Below are 20595 nucleotides of genomic sequence, written 5' to 3'. Positions count from 1 at the left end.
TAAAGCGGTGCCTGGGGTCGGGCCTATCGGGCATCAGACACGCAGTTTATGAGCCAAGTATTGTTCATGTTTTGCCTTCTTTCATGTGTCGTTCGTCGTCTGAAAAACATCAGGAAACAACTGCGAACGTTTGCGAGTAACGAGTTCGTTTCGAACACCCCAGCGGAACCCGTTCCTAAGCTGGGGTACATGCTACAGCTATTTTGAAGGCCATTGGATCGTCGAAGTCGGCAGCATTGCGACGACGAGTGATTTTCACCAATGCACTCTTGTGGTTCTTACCCAGCATAAAGTCAAGGAAGTTCCCTGCGCCACAAAGCCCGCTGATGCGCACAAAGCGGACGTAGATTGATGCCTAGGCTGCAAACGCGGCGAATGGCAGCTAAGTGGCCACAATTACTTTTTGAAGTTTGACAGAAGGGTTCGATCGCAAATAGCGGTAAGCCCTCTTTCCCATCACCTTCCTTTCGTGGGCCAGCGGGATTTGGACAAGCCAAACGCCCTTGGCCGTCAGGGTGAGGGCGCGGCCCTCCCCCTCGGGCAACGCTATTAGACAGGACCGTGTCCTCGGCTATGCCTGCGGGCCGCACCACCCCTATCGAATAGCATTGCCTCGCCCCCTCCCGCGTTCGCCACGTGGCAGATCGGCAGAAACAGGCAGCTTCGCTGTCTGATCTGCAAATCAGCCCAGATTTTCCAAAAGGGAAGCCAGATCAAACGAAACCCTCTGCGGGAGAATTAAAATGGGAATTTTGGGTCAGTTTAAGACGCAGAGGCCAAAATCAATTGATGTCCAACATCGGGGGTGCCTTCCGAAGTCGAACGTTCACCCCGTTTCTGGTCCAACTGTGACGGTTGGGTCAGGTTCGTGTGACGTTCAACAGGAAATGTCAGGCGACACATAGTTTTGCCATTCGGCGACATCTAAATCTTTGATTTTTAATTTCCCTTAAAAAGCACGACGCACGAGTCTTGCCATTTGCGACTCAAAGGTTTTCCATCAAGCTGAAGCCATCGCACAGCGGCAATTGCCCTTCTGTTTAACCGATACTGGCAAAAGCCGTATGCATAGGCGGATCGCACACTCTAAATTGCTTTAGGTTGCAACGTGCGAAACATCCCTGTCTGGCGAATAGATGTCGAGGATGTTCCAATGTCCGGTCGTTGGTGTCGGGTTGTTGATCATTGGCACATCGAGCACGGTTGGCTTGCCACTGGCGATTGCCGCTTCCAGTGCGGGCAACAGTTCGTCGGCAGCGCTGAGTCTGTGCCCTTCCACGCCGTAGGCTCGCGCTATGTCGGCATAGCCCGGTCCGTTTACGGGTGCGGCGGCTGATCCGGGGAAAGTTGTTCCATAGGTCAGACCGTAATGCGCTTTTTGAAGGCCGGCGATAGTTCCGAAGGCGTTGTTGTTCATAACCAGCCAGATGATGCCCAGATCAAGTTCGACGGCCGTTGCCAGCATCGAAGGATTCTGACCGAAACCACCATCGCCAACCAGGCTGATCACCACACGATCGGGTGCCGCCAGTTTCGCGCCGATCGCACCCGGAGGGCCAAAACCCATCGTGGCAAAACCACCCGGGGTCAGGATTGAGCCAGGGGTCAGGATATCGAACTGTTGTCCGACACCGTTCTTGTTCCATCCAACGTCCGTGGTGATGATGGCATCCTCGGGCAGTGCCTTGCGGGTATCTGCCAGAATACGCTCGGGCATCATCGGAAAGGCTGGTGAGGTCGCCATTTCCACGTTGCGCGCTTTGAAATCCGTCCGGAATTCAGCGATCTTCTGTTCCAGCGCGGGGCGGTTGAAACCGTCCGGATACATCTCGCGGGCAACCCGGTTGAGGACGCGCAAAACGGCCTTGGCGTCGGCAACGACGCCGATCTCGGTGGGATAGTTGCGGCCGATCTCTTGCGGTTCAATGTCGATGTGAATGACCTTGGAACCGGGAATGTTGAACGTATAACCAGGATACCAACTGGAGCAATCGGCCTCTTTGAACCGAGTGCCCACAGCAAAGATGTAGTCCGCCTTGAGGCAGGACTGATTGACCAATTCAGTACCCCAAAACCCAGTCATTCCCAGTACCAGCGGATGGTCGTCCCGAAGCGCGCCTTTACCCATCAGGGAATGTGCGACGGGCAACCCCATATGCTCCACGAACCTGCGCAACTCTTCGCTGGCCTGTGCCAGAAGGATACCACCGCCGACATAGGCGACCGGGTTTTCGGCCTGTACCAGTGTCTCAATGATTTCACGCGCCGTTTCATCGTCTATCGACGGTTTCCTGAGCGCCCGCGTGTTGTCGCGGATACGGTCGAAACTGTCCGACGGGATCACCTCGGAGAAGATATCCATGGGTACGTTGACCAACACGGGGCCAGGCTGACCGCTTTCAGCCAGATGGAACGCCTTTTCAAGAATCTCGGCCATTAAATCTGCGCGGTCGACCCGCCAGGCGCGTTTTACGAAGGGTCGATAGATCTCCCACTGAGCGGCATCTGCATGCAGGTTCACTTCCTGATGAGGATGTTTGCCGTAGTAATGCGTAGGAATATCGCCCGCGATCACCACCATAGGGATACAATCCAGTGCGGCGTTGGCGACCCCGGTGGCGCAATTGGTCAGCCCCGGGGAGAGATGGGACAACACCACCGAGGCCTTGCCCGTCACGCGGGCATATGCGTCCGCCGCGTGGCTGGCGATTTGTTCATGACGCACCGTTACAAAATCAATTGGGCTTTCCGCCAATGCAGCTAAAACCGCGATATTGGTATGGCCGCATAGGCCGAACACATGCTTCACCTCACGGCGTTCAAGGAAGTCGACAATGTGCTCAGCTACGGTTTTTCCGTCCAGTTTCGCTCCGTCCATCACGCGACCTCCTGCCCGAAGAACTCACCGAACAGGTCCGGCTCCGAGGGGCGATCCTCGGGGATCGGACGGCTGACCCAGGTGTAGTTCATCATGTGTTTCATGGTGACGTTTTCATTGGTGATGTTGCCGCCCCAGATGCCGCAACCCAGGCTGCTGGTCATGGGCATCCCATTGGTCCAGGCACCTGCGTTGGCCTTGGATTGTGGCTGTCGCACCATCATGCGGCTGACCGGAGCCAGACGCGCCAACCGGTCAATGTGATCGTCATTGTGGCTGTAAATGCCGCAGGAATGGCCCTTGCCCCCGGTGTTGTAAATCTGGCTGACCGTTTCCAGCGCGTCATCAAATGTGTCGAAGTGATATAGAGCCATCAGTGTGGTCAGTTTTTCCCTGGAGAACTTGTGCTGCGGCCCGATTTGCCCCTGATTTTCGACCATCAGGAATTTGCGATCTTCGGCGATCGAGAAACCGGCGACCTTGGCCGTTTGCTGAGGCGGACAGGCGATAGTCGGGAAGGTACGGTTGCCCTTCTCATCCCACATGGCCGCTTCGAGCATTGCCTTCTCTTCGTCCGAACACAGGTAACCGCCTTCGGCTTGAAGTGCCTTGACCATATCGTCGTAAACCGAGCGCTGGATGATGATGTTGCCGTCCGCCGAACAGCCTGACCCAAAGTCGGAGGTCTTTGAAATACGTGTGTTTTGAGCGGCGACATCCAGATCGGCTGTCTCATCGATGACGATGGAAGAATTGCCCGCGCCGACGCCATAAGCCGGACGTCCCGAGCTGTAGGCTGCTTTGACCATGGGCTTGCCACCCGTCGCCAGCGTCAGGTCACAAATCTCCATCAGATGTTGCGTTAATGGGATCGACGGTTTGCGAATGGATTGAAACAAGTCCTCGGGGGCACCGGCAGCACGACAAGCTGCGCGCATGACCTCGACCATTTCAAAGGTGGTATGGGCGGTTCGCGGATGTGGACTGAAGATGACCGAATTCCGGGCGTTGGCGGCGGATACGCCGGTCACCGGTGGTGTCATCGCTGGGTTAGTCATGGGGATCAGTGACGCGATCACACCGGCAGGTTTGGCATATTTCACCAGTCCTTTTTCCTCATCCACTTCGACGATACCGGTCGATGGAGTGCGCAGGACGTCACGCAGTACCATGTGAATCTTGAATCTCTTCGCTGGACGCCCTTCGCGATCTCCGATGCCGCTCTCGTCCACGCCTTGCTGGGCCAGACGCGTGAAAGTTTTCTCGTTCCCAGCATACCACGCAATGGCCTGAGACAGGCGGTCCAGCCTGTCCTGATCCCAATCCTCGATCTCGGCCATGGCAGCGCGGGCGCGTGCCAGCATATCGGCCGCCATGTTGCGGTCGTTTTCAGTGAGCTCTTTGCCCATGGTGATCCTCTTGGTGTTTTAGAAATGCAGCATCAGGCGTGCGGCGCTGTGACCGCGCTTCGCCGAATGTTCGCTTGGCGTGGCTGAGACAGCGACGCGCGTGTTCTTCATATCCCAACTCGGCAACGCGGCTTTGGTTGGGCAGTTCAATAGAATAGTCGACGGGCGGCATCCGTTCGATGATGCCGTTGAAATCGATCCAACCTTCGCCTGGGTACAACCTCGCATCGCGGGCCAGTTGGATCATGCCCTCGCGCGTATCGGCGATGCCGGGCAGGCAATCAGAGATATGCAAGAAGTGAAACAACTCCGAGGGGACGTGCAGAAGCTCTCCGAGATCCACGCGGCTGAGGTGCAGATAAAGCGTATCGACCAGAATACCGCCATTCGGCTGATCAGAGGCGCGGACAATATCCAGCGCCTCATCCAGAGTGCGCAAGCGAGAGAAGCTTGGGAACTCCAGATCCACCGTCAGCCCATAGGGCACGGCCAGTTTGCAGGTCTCTGAATAGACGTCGATCAGAAAATCACGATCATCACGGGTATTGGTCCACGCGCTCATGATCATGCGCTTGGCACCCAGTTCTCCGCCGATCTCCAGAGAAGGCTCAAAGCTGCGCGGATCGACATCTTCAGTGATGCGCGCAAGCTCGACATCAAGGACCTTCAAGCCGGTGGTAGAGAGAGCAGTTTTGGTGGCCTGGACCTGCGCCTTGTCGATTGGAGATTGAGTGAATTCACCGGGCACATGCATCGGAATGAACCGAGGACTGACAGCATCGTAACCGGCCCGCGCGGCGATATAGACCAACTCGGGCGGCGTGCAGCCGATCAGCGTCAGATGCGCCAAGGAATAGAGAGAGGGGCTTGCGCCAGCCTCTTCGGGTTTCACCATGAACGACAGCTCCAAGCGTCTGCGAATCTCATTTTCATCACACGTAATAAAAAATATCTGATATTTTTTAAAATATCAACTTTTAATACTAAGCAGAAAACGAAAACGCCCGGGCAATGGCCCGGGCGTGTTTAACCTTCGTTTTGGCAAAGCTTTAGATAGTGACCCAGTCGCCTCCGGACTGGTGAGAGCGTACAGAGGCATCAATGAATCGGACACCGTCTGCGCCTTGTTCGACACTGGGATAAGCAAGCCAATCGGCCGGAACTGTAACGCCATCCCGACGCGCAGCTACGGCCATGGCAAATTCCGTATAGAGGTTGGCCCAAGCTTCGATAATCCCTTCAGGGAAGCCACGCGCGGTACGGACCAGACGTTCCGCGCCGGGGCCAATGCCGTGCCCGTGACCTCGGCTGATGATACGATCCGGCTCACCGAACCGATTGAACTTCAGCTGTTCCGAATTCTCCAAGCCCCACTCAAGACCGCCTTCGCTCCCGAACATCCGCAACCGCAACCCACCCCGATTTCCGGGGGCAAGGCGTGTTGCCATCAAGGTTCCGGGGACTTCATTTTGGTAACGGGTGAACATGAAAACTGTGTCTTCCAAAGGCTTTGGCGCACCGCAGACATGAAACTCGGCCCTCACGTCGGTCATCGGCACGCCCGAGACAAAACTGGCAAGATGCGCGGCATGCGTGCCTATATCGCCGACACAACTGGTCGGGCCTGAAATCTTGGGGTCCAGCCGCCACTTTACATGAGGCGCATCAGCAACATCATCGGGCGTCATCCAGTCTTGCATGAACTCGACGTGGATTTGGTTGATTTTACCTATGCCGCCTTCCGCCACGATTTGTTTGGCCTGACGGATCACCGGAAAACACGACATCGCATAGCCGACGGCAAAGACCTGCCCCGTGCGCGCGGCGATCTCCTCAAGCCCCTCGGCCTCGGCAACTTCGTTGGTCAGGGGCTTGTCGCACAGTACATCAATGCCTGCCTCCAGAAACGCTTTGGCCGCGTCGAAATGGACGTGGTTCGGGGTAGTGATCATGACCGCATCCACGCCATCCGGGCGCGCCGCCTCAGCCCGCGCCATTTCGTCGAAGGACGCATAACACCTGTCTGACGACAGGAACCACTGAGCCCCACGCGCTTTGCTGCGCGCGGCGTCAGAACTGAGCGCTCCTGCGGTGACCTCCCACCGGTCGGTCATCCGCGCGGCCGTTGCCTGCGTGACAGAGATACGTCCACCGCCGACGACGCCCAGCCTCAAACGGCGAGAAAAGCGGGGGAAAGGGCCGTCAAAGTTCAGGTCTTCGGGTAAAAGTCTCTCAGCCATTCTGAACCTCCATTTCCGGGGCCCGTACGCCTTCTGGCAGCATTTCCACCGCCATGAAGATGCTGGGGGTAATCGTCTCGTATTGATGCCAGGGATAGTTGCCTTCAGCGTCATACATCGGCTTGTGCGTCGTGCCGGGGGCCATGAATTCTTCGAGGTAAAGGGTTTCAACGTCCCGTTCGCGGCATTGCTGCATTTTGCCAAAGCCTACGATTTGCGTATGCACTTCGCGAAACCCCGGTACCGGGCAGAACGGATGATCCTTGTGCAATCCAACATTCAGCGGCACCGAGCCCGAGTGATACATGGTCAGTCCGACGTTACCCACGAAGACCTTTGGTGACATGTAGTGGCTGACGCCACGCAGACGCTCCTCTTGGCGAACATCAAAAGCAGATGGCCATGTATTTTTCACCCATGCAAACAACTCGTTGTCATCGGCATGGGCGTCGAAACCGTGGACAATTATTGCGCGTTCCACGTTTTGGATGGTGCTGTTCTGTACGATCACAGACGAAAGTGGCGCAACGATCTGATCCTCGACCGAGAAGTCCCTCCCCCCAAGGCTCAGAACAATGGCGCGGCCCTCGACAGATAATCGGTCTTCATTGGTGATGTGCTGGACACGAAAGAACGGCTGGGCAAAGTCGAGTGTCTCAATCGGCATGGACCAGCTCCTTCCTCTCAGTGTTCAGGAAATCGACCGGTAGAGGCGCCGGGGCCACGCAACGGCTTTCTATTGTCTGATAGGCGCCAAATTTCGGCGCCCGTTCAATCGCGTCCATGACCTCGAAAACGTGGTAGGCAAGCGCTCCACTTGCACGGGGTTGGCGTCCTTCTTGTGCCGCCAGGGCCAGATCCAAAAGGCCGAGCCCGCGGCTGTCTTCATTAAACCCATGTTTGTTCTCGACCACCTGCCAGTCTTCGCGACCGGCTGGACGGGGCTGATAAGACCAGCGCGAGGTGTCTCGCGTCTTCAACCAGACATCCCCCTGAAAGACATTGGCACCATGAACCGGGTCAGGGTCAGGGATGCTGATGGTTCCGTTTTCACCATAGATTTCGAACCGTGGGGTTTCGCTGTCCCAAATGTCGAAGCTCATGGTCATCGACCCTATAGCTCCGGATGAGAACTGCAGCAGGCTCAGGGAGTGCGTGTCGACCTCGACATCCATCCATTCGCCGTTGCGCGGGCCGTTTTCGATCATACGCTCCTCAAAGGTCCGCCGTGCCATTCCAGCGACCCGGTCAATTGGTCCAAGACAGCAGATCATCGCGGTCAGGTAGTATGGGCCAAGGTCCAGCAAGGGCCCGCCACCGGCCTGGTAGTAGAAATCCGGGTTGGGATGGTGGCGCTCCGTCCCGTGGGTCCCGACATGGGCAAAAACCCCTGTCGGTTTGCCAATAGCACCCTCGTCGATCAAGCGCCGAACGGTCTGCCAGCGACCGCCCAGAAACGTGTCGGGTGCGCAGCCGACCAGTAACCCCTTTTCAGAGGCCATGTGCAGGATCGCCTTACCATCCGTTCGATTCATAACCAGTGGCTTCTCGGAATAGACGTGTTTGCCCGCCTCCAACGCGCGTAAACTGATTTCCGCATGCGCCGCCGGAATTGTCAGATTCAGAACGCAGTCGATCGTCGGATCGTCAAACACTTCATCTGGCGTGCAGGCCTTGGCGACACCGTATTGATCCGCTTTGGCGCGGCTTTCCAAAGGATCAAGGCTTGCACAAGCCACGACTTCGACGCTGGAGAATTTAGATAGTGTTTTTAAATAGATATCGCTGATACGACCACAGCCGATAAGGCCGACCCGGAAGGATTTCGGTGTCTCACGTGTCATCATTCCTGTCTTCGTAGAGGGGCAAGTAATTTGGGGGCATGGGCCCTTTGTTCCGACCACCCTGGTTCATCTGTTCCCAAGCATGGGCGAGTATTCCAACCGAGCGGGACAAGCAGAATAGCCCCCGCGACAAGGGCGCAGGAAAGCCAAGCTCGCAGAAGATCACAGCTGTCGCGCCATCAATATTCATGGCAATCGGTCGACCTCCGCGTTGACGGGCAAGTTCGGCCTGAACCTCTTCGCCAATGTCGGCAAACCGGCCTGAAACTGTGCCTTCCTTTGCCGCATTTCGAACTAGTTGCATAAGCCGGGGTGCACGCGGGTCGGTGGGCTTGTGGAACCTGTGACCAAAGCCCGAAACGATCTTGCCGTAGGTCTCACGCCAGCTGTCCAAGCCATCCCGAACAGCGTCATTCAGTGAAGCTCCCGCATCCATGCGGGCCGCGATATCATAGTACAGCTCTGCGCACTGCTCTCCTGCCCCACCATGCACGTCGCCCAGCATGTTCACCGCAGTCGCCATCGCATTATTGAGACCCACCCCGCAGGTGGCGGCCATACGCGCAGCCGCGATCGAGGGAGCCTGTGGACCGTGATCCACGCCTGCGACCAAAGCGGCCTCGAACAGGCGCGCTTGCGCGTCGCTGGGCAAACCGCCCCGTACCATCAGCCAGATCATTTGCGGGAAAGATACGTTCCCGATCAGGGCCTCTATGGCATTGCCACGAAAAGCGATCTTTCCGGGTTTCATGTCGACGATGGATGTGCGCCACCATTGGCGAACGGCGCGCTCATCCATTGTCATGTTTTCATCCAGCACGGTCATTGAGTTTGCACCTCTTTCACGGTCTGGATTTTGCTTTGCGCGGCGAGGCGAATGGGTGCGTTACGCGCGCCATAACCGGCATAGCCCATGCGGCGTTCAACAATTTCGAAGAAGAAGCCGTTAAAGATGGGGCGGCTGTATATCTGAAAATACTCGGCACCTGCTGCCCGATCGTAGAGAATGTTGCCTCGGCGCAGTTGGGCGATCAAATCGTCATCCAATCCGAAAGTCGCTTGCAGATCAGCGTAGTAGTTTTCTGGGATGGACAGGCTGGGAAAGCCGGAGTTGAGCAATTGGTCTGAAGTTTCAAATATATCGTCAGACTGGAAGGCGATGTGCTGAACACCAGCCCCAAAGCCATCTTCAAGGAACGAAGCGGCCAGAGTTCGGCGACCAACTGCCCCGTTCAGGTTCAGGCGCACTTCGCCTTCGGGGCTTTCGATGGCCTGGCTTTGCACGACGCCGGACGGGTCGGCCACATTCACGATAGGCGACTTCTCCATCTCAAAAGTCGAGATGTAATACAGTAGCCAGCTTTGCATTTCATCGTGGCTCATCGTCTGTGCCAGATGGTCGATACGGCGCAAACCGGCGGGCTGGGTCGCTTTGGTTTTTGCTACCGGCTCAAATTCGATATCCCAAACCCGATGCAGATCGGATTTCTCATCAATGAAATGGACGACATTGCCGCCGACACCACGGATGGCCGGAATATCCAGCTCTCCTGTTCCCACGGGCTGCGAGAAATTCGGAGCGCCCAACGCGGTCGCACGCTGGACCGTCTGATCCGCATCTTTGACACGCAACCCCATGTCACAAACCGAGGGCCCGTGGCCCAGGAACGCCGACTGGGCAAAACCGTCCTTTTCGGTATTCACTACGATGTTGATAGCCCCCTGCCGCCACAGCTCGACGGACTTGCTGACGTGCTTTCGCTCCATTCGAAAACACATTGCTGACAGCATGTCTGCCAATTGGGTCCCACTCGTTTCGTCGGCTGTAAACTCAACGAATTCGAAGCCTGAGGCGTAAACGCGTTCAGGCAATTTCGGGATATCAAAGTTCGTTCCGGGCTCGGTCCGCGACACCTCGTCCAAGAGGTTCACCAGCGACCTATAGCTGTCTCGGGCAAGTGTGCGGCCACCGGGTTGAGGAGCTGCTTCGTTGACGCGCGCAATAGACCAAGGCCCCTTGTACCCGGCGCGGGACAACACCCGCACGAAACCTGCAAGGTTCAGCGATCCGAGCCCTGGCAGAAGCCCAAAGTGCCGTTTGAGCCGACGTATATCCATCTCAAGCCGGGGTGCATCGGACAGTTGCACATGGAACAGCCGCTCTCCGGGAATGTCCCGAAGGCGGGCGGGTTTGGACCCGTCGGCAAGCGAGAAGAATGAGTTCAAGGCCAACCCCAAATGAGGGCTGTCGATGGCTTCAACGACGCCTAACGCCTGCTCATCCGAGTGAACAAGATCCGACCATGGCAAGCCCATATAGGCCAGACGCAACCCCATCTCTTGCGCGATCTTGGCCGCCTCGCCAAGGTCCGCGATTACCTGTTCTTCGGTTGCAGCGGCATCGACCTCGTAAGCAGACCCGATTAGCAGTAATTCTGTTCCCAACTCGCTCATCAGGTCGAGTTTGCGCTTTAGCCGAGCAAAAGCGCGCTGCCGACCGCTGCCGGATTGACCTTCGAGGTTATGGAAGGGTTGCAGCAGGCAAATCTTCAGGCCGAGGTCTGATGCAATATTCCGGATTTGCGATGGCGGCCCATCAAAAGCGGTCAAATCCGGTTCGTGTAGTTCGACACCCCCGAATCCTGCGTCAGCGATAGCACTCAGCTTTTCAGCCAGATCACCGGGGATCGACGTTGTCGAAACCGAAAGGCACATTATCCCTGATATCCAAACATACGCGGCAACCACAGGACCAGATCAGGCATCAGCATCATGATCACCAAGGCGAAGATGAGAACCGCGAGGAAGGCCCAGATTTCCGAGATGATTTCGCGCAGCGGAATATCCGTCACGGCGTTGATCACAAAGAGTAGAATGCCATAGGGCGGCGTGATCAGACCGATCATCGAGTTCACGACGACCAGCACTCCGAAATGCACCAGATCAATCCCAAGCGCTTCGCAGGTTGGAATGAACAGAGGCACGATCACAAGAATGATCGTTGTCGCGTCCAACACGCAACCCAGCGCGAGGATCAGCAGGTTAACCAGGATCAGGAAAACAATCGGACTAACATCTGAACCCTCCAGCAGTGCCGAGATCGACTGTGGAATCTGTTCCTGAATGACGATGAAGTTCAGAATGAACGCGCCACCAATGACCACCCCGACGGCGGCGGAAGAGCGCGCGCTGTCGACGAACACTTGATAAAGACCACGGAAGGTTAGTGCGCGGTAGAACAGCGCTGCCAGTAGCAGGGCGTAGAATGCAGCAACTGCGGCGGCCTCTGTCGGAGTAGTGACGCCGCCATATATGCCGTACAGCAGAATTGCGGGCATCAGCAGTGCCGGGAACGCGTTGGCGGTTTTAGCCGGCAACTCGCGCAACGGAACAGGTTCTTCCAATGCAAAGTTCCGCTTTCCAGCCAGATAGTAGTTCATCGCCATAAGAACGACACCCATGATCAGGCCCGGCAGAATGCCAGCAAGGAACAGCGACCCGATAGAGGCCTTTGAGACCAGCGCATACAGAACCATCGGGATCGAAGGCGGAATAATCGGGCCGATCGTCGCCGAAGCCGCCGTGATTGCGGCTGCATAACCTCGGCTGTAGCGGCCATCCTTGGTCATCATTTCAATGATTATCTTGCCGATCCCTGCAGCATCCGCGACGGCTGAGCCGGACATGCCGGAGAAAATCAACGACGCCACAACATTGACGTGCCCAAGACCACCCTTGAAACGCCCGACCGCCGCGACGCAAAAGTTCAGCAACCGGTCTGTGATCGATCCCGCGTTCATGATATTGGCGGCAACGATGAACAAAGGCACGGCAAGCAGGATCGTGCTTTTGTAGAAACCCTGCAGGATTTTTTCACCCGCCAGTGCAACGTCCAGACCGGCGACACCCAGATACATAAGTGACGCCAGCAGGATGGAATACCCGATAGGAGTCCCGATGCCTGCCAGAACAAAGAGTGTGAGCAGGCAGGAAAGAAGTTCGAAACTCATTTGCTTGCGTCCTCGTCGTCTTCCACATCAACACGGGGATGTTCGTCGACCACGTTGTATCCCACGACCATTTCAAGTTCGGTTTTTGGTGGGCCGTTGCGCATGATGTCAAAAAACAGCCATGCATACCGCGCCGCTACGACCAGCATGAACACGGCATAGATCGAGAACACGGTGCGCAGCGGTATCTTCTCACCCGAAAAGGGATTACGTACCGTCGCGGTTTTGCGGATTTTCATCCAGTCGATGTAGTCCCAAGTCGGTAGGAAACTATAGAGCATCCCGACCACGATTGCCGCGGCCGCCAGCATCGCAAATACCTGGCGCACCCGCATCGGTACCGAAAGGTAGATGATGTCGAACTTTACGTGATCCCGCTCGCGCACGATGAAAGCGCAGCTGAAAAAGATCACCCAGACCCAGAGGATGCCGATCAGTTCTAGCGTCCATCCGGCAGGGGTGAAGAAATAGCGCAATAGAATTTGCAGAAGGAAGATCAGGAAGATTGCCGCCAGCATCCCGCCGGCAATCGCTTCGGTCAATCGGGAGAACCCCTTTATGAAGCCTTTCATTGTGGTTCTCCCTCCCTTGTGTAGATGAACTTAGTTGCCCAGAGCGTTGATCTGCTCCAGAACGCCATCCGGCCATGATCCGGCGAACTCGCTTTCCAGATACATGGTCTGTACCTGATCGCGGAACGCCGCGAGGTCGGGTTCATAGACCTCCATGCCCTGCTCTTTCAGGAAGCTGACAAGGTCCTCTTCTTTCTGAAGCTGCTTCTGGCGCCCCGATTCAGCCGCTGCGTCTGCAGCCTCCTGAACCTTTGCTTGCTGTTCCGGTGTCAGCCCGTCCCAAACCTCTTTGCCGATGGCGATATAATTCAGGTCGACCAGATGCGATGTCAGGACGATCTGATTGGTCACTTCGTAGAACTTGGCATCAACCACAGTCGGCAATGGGTTGTCCTGACCGTCAACGGCACCGGTCGACAGCGCGGTATAAACCTCGGAGAAGGCCATTGGTGTCGGTGCGGCACCCAGCGCTTTGCCAAGGAACTGCCACGCATCGGTGCCCGGCATCCGCAGGTTCACGCCGTCCAGATCGGCCGGAGTTGTGACCGTCAACTCATCCTTGGGCTGACGCAGGTTCACCTGACGACGGCCCAGATACATGACCGACAGCAGTTTGACGCCCAGTTCTTCTTCGGCCTTTTGCTTGAAGGCATCCATCAAGGGATCGTTGAAGACAGCCACCTGATGCGCGGCGTCCTGGTGGACATAGCCTGCGGTAAAGATCGAAAACTCGGGGAAGAACTGTGCCAGCTCCTGCGCCGAGGTGATCGACATCTCCAGATTGCCGCGACTGATAGCGTCCAGCTCAGTGCCTTGCGCGAAGATCGTGCCGTTATAGCTGGGCTCATAACTTGCGAAATCGGCGACCATGGGCGCGAAAACCTCGGCCATGGCAACCGAACGCTGGTCAGTCTCCGATCCTGATGTTGCGAGGCGAAGTTGCACTTTGTCTTCCGCCAGCGCACCACTTGTTGCGCTAAACAGAACACCGGTTGCAACCAGGGCTGACACAGCAGCCCGGCGGGTAAGTTTGGTAATCACTTTGCTCCTCCCTGAGACATCATGATGCATTTTTCCGATTCTGAGTTTTGACCTATTTTGGACTTTTTGCAAGATTTTTTGCAAAATATCAGATATTTTTCATTACCTGCAATTTCTGTTGTTGCATTTCCTGAAGGTTTCTTATCTTGACAGTCTCGCCAGTTCTGCAGGAATTCTGAATGGCTTCAATGACTTGAAGTGTTCTGAAGCCTTCCCATCCGGACACAATCGGATCTGCTTCGTGCCGAGCAACGTCAACAAAGTGCCCGAGTTGATTGACCAGTGGGTCAGAGGAACCCTTCTTCAGCGCGGTTGACGAAATTGGAATCCACCAATCCCTTTCCTCACCCTGGTAGGTCCATAGTCTTAGATCGGGGACAGACAACGACCCATGAGAGCCACCGATCATGTAGCTACTCTCAGTGGTCGACGGATAGATTGGATATTCCTGAGACGTCATCTCCCAGCTCCACGGAGCAACAATGCTGTCGGATACGCTAATGGTCCCAATCGCTCCGCTTTCAAACGTCAATAGCGCTCCGGCGACATCTTCGTTGTCATAGCCGCGTTGCGAGGTAGCCGACTGCGCCTGTACGGTCACGACCTCTCCGGCCAGGTACCGCAGAAGATCGACATCATGGACAAGATTGACCGAGATGGGCCCCGCTCCGGGTTTCTTACGCCAGGGTGCGGCGTCAAAATATTCATCGGGCTTGTAAAACCAGCAATTCGCATGGACAGCGCGCACATCTCCAATCTTCCCATCGACAATGGCTTCCTTCGCTGACTTGATCAAAGGATTGTGCCGACGATGATGTCCGACCATCAGTGGCACATTGGCCTTCTCCGCTTCTTGGACAAGCTCCAGTGCAGCGGAGGCTTCCACGGCGATCGGTTTTTCGACGAGTACGGGACAACCATGCCGAACACATGTGAGCCCTTGTTCGACGTGAAGCGTCGTGGGCGTCGCGAGCACAGCTCCGTCCGGCGTCTGATTTGCAAACATATCCTCGAGGGTCTCGTAACACGCAACGCCATGCTCCGCAGCGTAGGTGCGCCCTTCGTCACTGGGATCAACAACCGCAACAAGATCGACATGACGCAACGCGCGGATCGCGTCTGCGTGGCGGCGTCCAACAAGGCCAATGCCGACAATGGCAATGCGAAAGTTCATTGACAATTTGCTTCCTTCCAGAGGGTTCGGAAACTCCGAAACCAATGTTTATGACTGAGCTGCTTTGCCCAACTTGAACTCGACCGTATTGGGGTTTTTGCGATTCCACAATAATGTATGATATTTTTATTTCTACCATACATCACATTGGATTGCTGATAACTCTGTAAAGTGGTATTTAAAGGAGGAATCTAAAAATATCGGGTGAAACGCATGGCGAAACAGCCGTCTACGATAGGTGCAAGCACCTATCAGCGCATAAAGCGGGATATTATCTTTGGAGAATTGCAGCCTGGCTCCAAACTGAAGCTGGACGCATTGAAAGAGCGCTACTCAGCAAGCCTTTCGACACTTCGTGAAACGCTGAACAGGCTTGCCAGCGACGGGTTTGTCGAAGCCCCGGAACAACGGGGGTTCCTGGTTACGCCGGTCTCTCGCGAAGACCTGACCGAGATATCAGAGTTGCGTGTCCTGCTGGAATGCCACGCGTTGGAGTTGTCCATTGCGAATGGCGACACGGACTGGGAAGGCAACCTCGTTGCCGCGCACCACAAACTGCACCTGATGGAACAGCAGCTTCTCAAGGGCGACGAGTCCGAGAAAGAAACCTGGAAACGATATGATTGGGAGTTTCACCAAGCGATGATCGCGGCCTGCAACTCCAAGAACCTTCTGTCTCTGCACTCGATCATCTACGACAAGTATTTGCGGTATCAGATGCTCGTGCTGACCTATCGCGGCGAAGAGGCCGTCAAGGAGCATAAGGGCATGTTCGATGCCGCATTGGCCAGAGACGCGGGCACCGCTAAGAAGCTGTTGGTAGATCACATCCGAAACGGTCTTTCACATACGCTGGAGGCTATGTAGCTCGCTGTTGTTGCCGCCTATCTCCATCACCTGAATCAGCGGCACGGGACCTGAAAGGCAAGTTTAATTACTGTGCTTACCAGACGAATTCCGTAAGTTTATGATTCAACATCTGAACCCGCTACATCAGGCAGCCGTTTAAACAGGGATGAGAACGCTAAGCTTCCGCAACCAAGGGTTGCTTTGCACCACCATAACAAACCGCGAACATCCTTGAAGCGGTTTTATGTGAAGCGATCTCTGATTGAGTGATGGCCGTTCAGTGGAACGAGTATTAAGGACAAAGTGTAAATTGGCTGCAACTGCGCCAATATCCACCCTCAGAAGTAACATGAAAACGGTTGTTTCTGTCGAAGACAAAGAAAAAATGACCAACCAAGATACGCAGTGACACGAAACTAGGTTGCGTGCCGCACCGCCCTTGTCGAATAGCATTGCCTCGCACCCTTCCGCGTTCGCCACGTGGCAGATCAGCAGGAACAGGCGCCTTCGGCGTTTGATCAGCAAATCAAACCTGGTTTTCCCAAAAGGAAGTCACGATCAATGAAATCAGTCGAGGTGCTAGATGAAGGAAGTGAGGCGAAAATGGCAAGGTTCTGTCGCTGGTGGCAGAACTATGTGTCGCCTGACAAGGAAATGTGGAACGTCACTGATATTTGACTCAATCGACAGCCAAAACCTCAATAAATCGGCCAATCACGTCATTCATTTCTGGCCCAATCGTCAAGCATTTCTGACCCAACACAAAAACCACCCTCTAATCGTGGCCACGGCCCTTGTCTCAGAACAGCCCAACTCCGCCACTTTGAACTTATGTTGCCCACGCACGCGACATCAGATTTGCTGCCAGGTGCGCTTTTGGTGAACATCGTGACCAAATGGTGGGCACCTATGCTTGCTTCAGACCAACCAAATCGGAATAAGAACGCTCACCGCGAGTGATTTGACGTTTGAGGGTGTTCGTTGCTGCTTTTACTTTACCCTCGCCCAAAAGCGATGTGATCGCTTGATGTTCCTTGTAAGATTTCTTCGTTCGATTGGAACGCTTGGACAGATGCGTCCGCATAGTTTGGACGATATCACTGACTTTTTGATATCCATCCCGCAGGTAACTGTTTCCGCAGGACCTGAAAAACGCGTCGTGAAACTCGGCGTCAAGTTCCAAGTACTGCTCGAATTCATCCGCTTCCTGCGCTTCTGACATCTTAGAAACAATTGTAGCCAGCTCATTGATCAGAACCGACGGGTTCTTTTCAAGCGCTTGCTCCAAAGCTGCAGATTCTAGGATGAGCCGATACTGGCAAAGCTGCACCACGTCCTCTTGAGAAAGAGAGAATACAAAGGCTCCTCGATGAGGAAAGATCTGAACGAGCCCCTGAAGATTCAAAGCCGATAGCGCTTCGCGAATCGGAGTTTTGCTGATGCCCATGGCACTTGACAGCTTCACTTCCGGCAACGATTCACCCAATTGAAACGTGCCATTGATTATGCCTTTTCGGATATGCTCTTCAGCAGTTTTACTCAACGAATCCGGGCGCTTAATCTGCAAAATCTCGGTCATTTTCACTTCGTCCTATTTCGTCTCTCCAACACAATAGCACATGTAAGCTTGATTTCTATATTATATCTGATATCTCAGATAATAGATCGAAAATGACTAAATCCGTGGGAGGATACCTTGTTCAAGAAATCAACATTGGCGCTTGGCGTCGTCATGTCAGCCGGGCTTGCTTTTGCAGCATCCGCTGAAACAGTCATTAAGGTTGGGCATGGCGCAGCAGAAGCGTTTCACATGCATCGCGCGCTACTGAAATTTGAAGAACTGGTCGAAACTGGCTCGAATGGTGAGATCGACGTACAGATATTCCCTTCGTCGCAGATGGGCCCTGATCGCGAGATGATCGAAGGTGTTCAAACCGGCGTTCTGGAAATGGCCATTCCTCCTTCCTCTTTCTTCGCGGGCTGGGATCCGGCTTTTGCAGTAATTGAACTGCCCTACATGTATTCCTCCAAGGACATCGCCTTTGATGTTCTTGATGGTGATGCTGGTGATGGGATGCTTGCACGGGTCGAAAACCAGGGATTAGTTGGTCTCGGCTGGCTTGAATTGGGTGTACGCAATGTGACCAACAATGTCCGTCCGGTTGCAACCCCCGCAGATCTCGAGGGTGTCAAGCTGCGCACCATGAAGGTTCCGGCGCATGTGGCGACATTCGAAACGCTCGGGGCCAACCCGACGCCAATGAACTTTGGTGAGGTCTATTCTGCTCTCCAGCAAGGCGTGATCGACGGCCAGGAAAACCCACTGGCGATCATTACCTCACAGCGTTTCTACGAGGTGCAGAAATACCTTTCGACCACGGGCCATGTCTTTGCGGTCTATATGCCTGTCATCTCCAAACCGTTCTTTGACTCGCTGTCCGCAGAGCATCAGCAATTGGTCCGGGACTCAATGGCCACCGCACGTGACTATCAGGCGGAACTGGTCGCAAACGAAGATGCGGAACAGTTGGAACAGATCCGTGCTGCCGGTGTCGAGGTTCTGGAGCTGACTGCAGAGCAGCGACAGGCCTTTGCTGACAAAACCGAAAGCGTCCGCCTGCAGTATCGCGACGAGGTTGGCGCCGAAGCCTATGACGACTGGGTAGCAGCGGTTTCCGCAGCGAGCGGAAGCTGACCCTCGGACTACTCAGCCAATACGGGCACCCGTGCCATTAAGGTTCGGGTGCCCCTTTCGTTCAAGGGGAGGTGAACGGTGTCGGTTATCAAATGGATCGATATGAATGCCGAAAAGGTCTTAGCCAGTGCACTTTTGGCCGCGATTGTCTTGTTGATCTTTGGCAATGTGTTCATGCGCTACATTCTGAATGCCTCTCTTTCATGGGGCGAAGAGCTAACGCTTTGGCTGTTTGTATGGTTTGTCTGGCTTGGCGTCAGCTATGCATTCCACACAGGCGATCATGTGCGTATCACGGTCCTGCGTGATGTCCTAAGCGAGCGCGCAAGGCTTTACGCGGATGTTGTGATCGCGCTTCTTGTCCTTGGATTTCTGGTCGTTCTGACAATTGAATGCATCAAGCTTATCCGACAGCCTTTTGTAGCCAGCCAGACGTCGGTCGTTTTAGGACTACCGATTCCGATCCTTTATGCTTCGGCGCCGATTGGCGCTGGCCTGTCCGCGATCCGCGTCACTCAACATCTGATCCGAACCCTGCGTCTGATCGCAGGAACCAAAGCGTGAGGAACCCGGCATGCTTGCAACAACGCTCTTCCTGACGCTTTTCGCCCTTCTGCTCTTCAGCGTGCCAATTGGCATCTGTCTGGGCCTAGCCACCATGATCGTGATGGTCTTTGTGGACGGCACCCCACCCATGGTTCTTTTGGCACGGTCCGTGGTAACAGGCGCGGACTCGTTTCCTCTAATTGCCGTCCCTCTGTTCATTTTGGCAGGCGACCTGATGCAGCACGGCGGAATGTCTCGTAGACTGGTTGGGTTCGCCAATGCACTGATCGGGCATATCCGGGGTGGGCTTGCTTACGTGAACGTACTCGCCTGTGTGTTTTTTGCCGCCATATCCGGTTCGTCTCCTGCGACCGTAGCCGCTATCGGGTCGAACATGATCCCAGAGATGGAAAAGGTCGGCTATACGCGCAAATTCAGCGGCGCATTGACGGCATCCTCAGGAATGATCGGCGTTATGATACCGCCAAGTATTCCATTCATCATATATGGGGTAACTGCCGAGGTTTCGATCGGCAAACTGTTTCTTGCAGGTGTTGTTCCTGGCATCCTTTTTGCCCTCATGTTCATGTTGGTCGCTCGTGTTCTGCTGCGAAAGGACGAGGTTGTTCAGCAATCGACGACTACGTTCTCAGGCCCGGGCGTCTGGCAGAGCTTCCGCTCTTCCATCTGGGCGCTACTGGTGCCTGTAATCATCCTTGGCGGCATCTATAGCGGGATCTTCACCCCTACCGAAGCCGGAGCCGTGGCCGTTGTTTATGCCGCTTTCATCGGCATCTTCGTTTACGGAGACATCACCCTCAAGGACCTGCCAGAGGTTTTGGCGGGCAGTGCAAAAACCAGCGGGACTATTCTGATATTGGTGATCATGGCGACCGCCTTTGGCAGGTTGATCACGCTCGCAAGAATCCCGACAGAGCTCGCAACAACAATCACCAGCCTGTCCGACAATCCGATCATCATTCTGTTGCTGATCAATCTGCTGTTGCTGGTGATCGGCATGTTCATGGAGACGATTTCTTCGATCATCATCATGACGCCGATCCTGCTGCCGGTTGCAACCGCGCTGGGTGTCGATCCGATCGTTTTTGGTGTCATCTTGACGGTCAACCTGGCCATTGGGTTCTGCACACCGCCATTGGGTGTGAACCTGTTCGTGGCCAGTAGCATTTCGAAGGTTTCCATCGAAAGCCTCAGCCGGGCGATCCTGCCATTCTTTGTCGGCATGCTGATCTTGTTGATGTTCATCACCTATGTGCCCGCAATTTCCTTGGCCCTGCCATCCCTTTGGTGACCGACTGAGGAGCTTCAACCGTTAG

The 20595-nt window shown here is 55.1% G+C and carries 17 protein-coding genes; 4 read left to right on the top strand and 13 right to left on the bottom strand.

Translation table 11 applies throughout. The annotated features are described in order from the left end of the window. Positions 1-1096 precede the first annotated feature (1096 nt). The 12 genes from ACR0AJ_RS11150 to ACR0AJ_RS11095 form a co-directional block, all read right to left on the bottom strand. Complete coding sequence (locus ACR0AJ_RS11150) at positions 1097-2878, bottom strand: thiamine pyrophosphate-binding protein (RefSeq protein ID WP_170351597.1); 1782 nt, start codon at positions 2876-2878, stop codon at positions 1097-1099. Then, positions 2878-4287, bottom strand: coding sequence for an aldehyde dehydrogenase family protein (locus tag ACR0AJ_RS11145; RefSeq protein ID WP_170351599.1), 1410 nt, complete (start codon positions 4285-4287; stop codon positions 2878-2880). Before ACR0AJ_RS11145 ends, ACR0AJ_RS11150 begins: the two co-directional genes overlap by 1 nt. Beyond that, a complete protein-coding gene (locus ACR0AJ_RS11140) occupies positions 4268-5182 on the bottom strand; it encodes a sugar phosphate isomerase/epimerase family protein (RefSeq protein WP_170351601.1) in 915 nt (304 codons plus the stop codon). The genes ACR0AJ_RS11145 and ACR0AJ_RS11140 overlap by 20 nt, the downstream gene beginning before the upstream one ends. A gap of 154 nt (positions 5183-5336) precedes the next feature. Beyond that, positions 5337-6527 (bottom strand): Gfo/Idh/MocA family protein, encoded by a 1191-nt coding sequence (locus ACR0AJ_RS11135; RefSeq protein WP_170351604.1) that lies wholly within the window; start codon positions 6525-6527, stop codon positions 5337-5339. Continuing rightward, positions 6520-7194 carry a hypothetical protein gene (locus tag ACR0AJ_RS11130; protein WP_170351606.1) on the bottom strand — a complete coding sequence of 225 codons (675 nt, stop codon included), beginning with the start codon at positions 7192-7194 and terminating at the stop codon, positions 6520-6522. The genes ACR0AJ_RS11135 and ACR0AJ_RS11130 overlap by 8 nt, the downstream gene beginning before the upstream one ends. Further along, positions 7184-8374, bottom strand: a complete 1191-nt coding sequence (locus ACR0AJ_RS11125; RefSeq protein ID WP_480648837.1) for a Gfo/Idh/MocA family protein — start codon at positions 8372-8374, stop codon at positions 7184-7186. Before ACR0AJ_RS11125 ends, ACR0AJ_RS11130 begins: the two co-directional genes overlap by 11 nt. Next, complete coding sequence (locus ACR0AJ_RS11120; RefSeq protein ID WP_480740847.1) at positions 8361-9197, bottom strand: citryl-CoA lyase; 837 nt, start codon at positions 9195-9197, stop codon at positions 8361-8363. Before ACR0AJ_RS11120 ends, ACR0AJ_RS11125 begins: the two co-directional genes overlap by 14 nt. After that, positions 9194-11086 carry a bifunctional sugar phosphate isomerase/epimerase/4-hydroxyphenylpyruvate dioxygenase family protein gene (locus ACR0AJ_RS11115; protein ID WP_170351609.1) on the bottom strand — a complete coding sequence of 631 codons (1893 nt, stop codon included), beginning with the start codon at positions 11084-11086 and terminating at the stop codon, positions 9194-9196. The genes ACR0AJ_RS11120 and ACR0AJ_RS11115 overlap by 4 nt, the downstream gene beginning before the upstream one ends. After that, positions 11086-12381, bottom strand: coding sequence for a TRAP transporter large permease (locus ACR0AJ_RS11110; protein WP_074736095.1), 1296 nt, complete (start codon positions 12379-12381; stop codon positions 11086-11088). Before ACR0AJ_RS11110 ends, ACR0AJ_RS11115 begins: the two co-directional genes overlap by 1 nt. Then, entirely contained in the window at positions 12378-12953 is a 576-nt protein-coding gene (locus ACR0AJ_RS11105; protein WP_170351611.1) for a TRAP transporter small permease, read from the bottom strand. Before ACR0AJ_RS11105 ends, ACR0AJ_RS11110 begins: the two co-directional genes overlap by 4 nt. 30 nt (positions 12954-12983) lie before the next feature. Then, positions 12984-13994 carry a TRAP transporter substrate-binding protein DctP gene (gene dctP / locus ACR0AJ_RS11100; protein ID WP_170351613.1) on the bottom strand — a complete coding sequence of 337 codons (1011 nt, stop codon included), beginning with the start codon at positions 13992-13994 and terminating at the stop codon, positions 12984-12986. Positions 13995-14082: 88 nt separating this feature from the next. Further along, positions 14083-15168 (bottom strand): Gfo/Idh/MocA family protein, encoded by a 1086-nt coding sequence (locus ACR0AJ_RS11095; RefSeq protein WP_217356094.1) that lies wholly within the window; start codon positions 15166-15168, stop codon positions 14083-14085. Between the two features lie 213 nt (positions 15169-15381). Here ACR0AJ_RS11095 and ACR0AJ_RS11090 point away from each other — a divergent pair, with 213 nt between their 5' ends. Beyond that, positions 15382-16035 (top strand): GntR family transcriptional regulator, encoded by a 654-nt coding sequence (locus ACR0AJ_RS11090; protein ID WP_170351617.1) that lies wholly within the window; start codon positions 15382-15384, stop codon positions 16033-16035. Positions 16036-16924: 889 nt separating this feature from the next. Here the strand turns inward: ACR0AJ_RS11090 and ACR0AJ_RS11085 are convergent. Beyond that, a complete protein-coding gene (locus ACR0AJ_RS11085; RefSeq protein ID WP_170351619.1) occupies positions 16925-17596 on the bottom strand; it encodes a GntR family transcriptional regulator in 672 nt (223 codons plus the stop codon). Positions 17597-17713: 117 nt separating this feature from the next. Here ACR0AJ_RS11085 and ACR0AJ_RS11080 point away from each other — a divergent pair, with 117 nt between their 5' ends. From ACR0AJ_RS11080 to ACR0AJ_RS11070, 3 genes are all read left to right on the top strand, one after another. Next, positions 17714-18712, top strand: coding sequence for a TRAP transporter substrate-binding protein (locus ACR0AJ_RS11080; RefSeq protein WP_170351621.1), 999 nt, complete (start codon positions 17714-17716; stop codon positions 18710-18712). 78 nt (positions 18713-18790) lie between these two features. Then, positions 18791-19276, top strand: coding sequence for a TRAP transporter small permease (locus ACR0AJ_RS11075; protein WP_170351622.1), 486 nt, complete (start codon positions 18791-18793; stop codon positions 19274-19276). A gap of 10 nt (positions 19277-19286) precedes the next feature. Beyond that, complete coding sequence (locus tag ACR0AJ_RS11070) at positions 19287-20570, top strand: TRAP transporter large permease (protein WP_010437263.1); 1284 nt, start codon at positions 19287-19289, stop codon at positions 20568-20570. Positions 20571-20595: the final 25 nt, after the last annotated feature.

Source organism: Ruegeria sp. CJ9 (assembly GCF_056536625.1).
Note: the sequence above shows the minus strand (reverse complement) of the source record. Positions and strands in the feature narration are given on the sequence as shown.

What these genes read in the sequence shown, in the direction of transcription:
- ACR0AJ_RS11150 (WP_170351597.1), bottom strand. Translation starts at nt 2,878, where the DNA reads ATGGACGGAGCGAAACTGGACGGAAAAACCGTAGCTGAGCACATTGTC.
- ACR0AJ_RS11145 (WP_170351599.1), bottom strand. Translation starts at nt 4,287, where the DNA reads ATGGGCAAAGAGCTCACTGAAAACGACCGCAACATGGCGGCCGATATG.
- ACR0AJ_RS11140 (WP_170351601.1), bottom strand. Translation starts at nt 5,182, where the DNA reads ATGGTGAAACCCGAAGAGGCTGGCGCAAGCCCCTCTCTCTATTCCTTG.
- ACR0AJ_RS11135 (WP_170351604.1), bottom strand. Translation starts at nt 6,527, where the DNA reads ATGGCTGAGAGACTTTTACCCGAAGACCTGAACTTTGACGGCCCTTTC.
- ACR0AJ_RS11130 (WP_170351606.1), bottom strand. Translation starts at nt 7,194, where the DNA reads ATGCCGATTGAGACACTCGACTTTGCCCAGCCGTTCTTTCGTGTCCAG.
- ACR0AJ_RS11125 (WP_480648837.1), bottom strand. Translation starts at nt 8,374, where the DNA reads ATGATGACACGTGAGACACCGAAATCCTTCCGGGTCGGCCTTATCGGC.
- ACR0AJ_RS11120 (WP_480740847.1), bottom strand. Translation starts at nt 9,197, where the DNA reads ATGACCGTGCTGGATGAAAACATGACAATGGATGAGCGCGCCGTTCGC.
- ACR0AJ_RS11115 (WP_170351609.1), bottom strand. Translation starts at nt 11,086, where the DNA reads ATGTGCCTTTCGGTTTCGACAACGTCGATCCCCGGTGATCTGGCTGAA.
- ACR0AJ_RS11110 (WP_074736095.1), bottom strand. Translation starts at nt 12,381, where the DNA reads ATGAGTTTCGAACTTCTTTCCTGCCTGCTCACACTCTTTGTTCTGGCA.
- ACR0AJ_RS11105 (WP_170351611.1), bottom strand. Translation starts at nt 12,953, where the DNA reads ATGAAAGGCTTCATAAAGGGGTTCTCCCGATTGACCGAAGCGATTGCC.
- ACR0AJ_RS11095 (WP_217356094.1), bottom strand. Translation starts at nt 15,168, where the DNA reads ATGAACTTTCGCATTGCCATTGTCGGCATTGGCCTTGTTGGACGCCGC.
- ACR0AJ_RS11090 (WP_170351617.1), top strand. Translation starts at nt 15,382, where the DNA reads ATGGCGAAACAGCCGTCTACGATAGGTGCAAGCACCTATCAGCGCATA.
- ACR0AJ_RS11085 (WP_170351619.1), bottom strand. Translation starts at nt 17,596, where the DNA reads ATGACCGAGATTTTGCAGATTAAGCGCCCGGATTCGTTGAGTAAAACT.
- ACR0AJ_RS11070 (WP_010437263.1), top strand. Translation starts at nt 19,287, where the DNA reads ATGCTTGCAACAACGCTCTTCCTGACGCTTTTCGCCCTTCTGCTCTTC.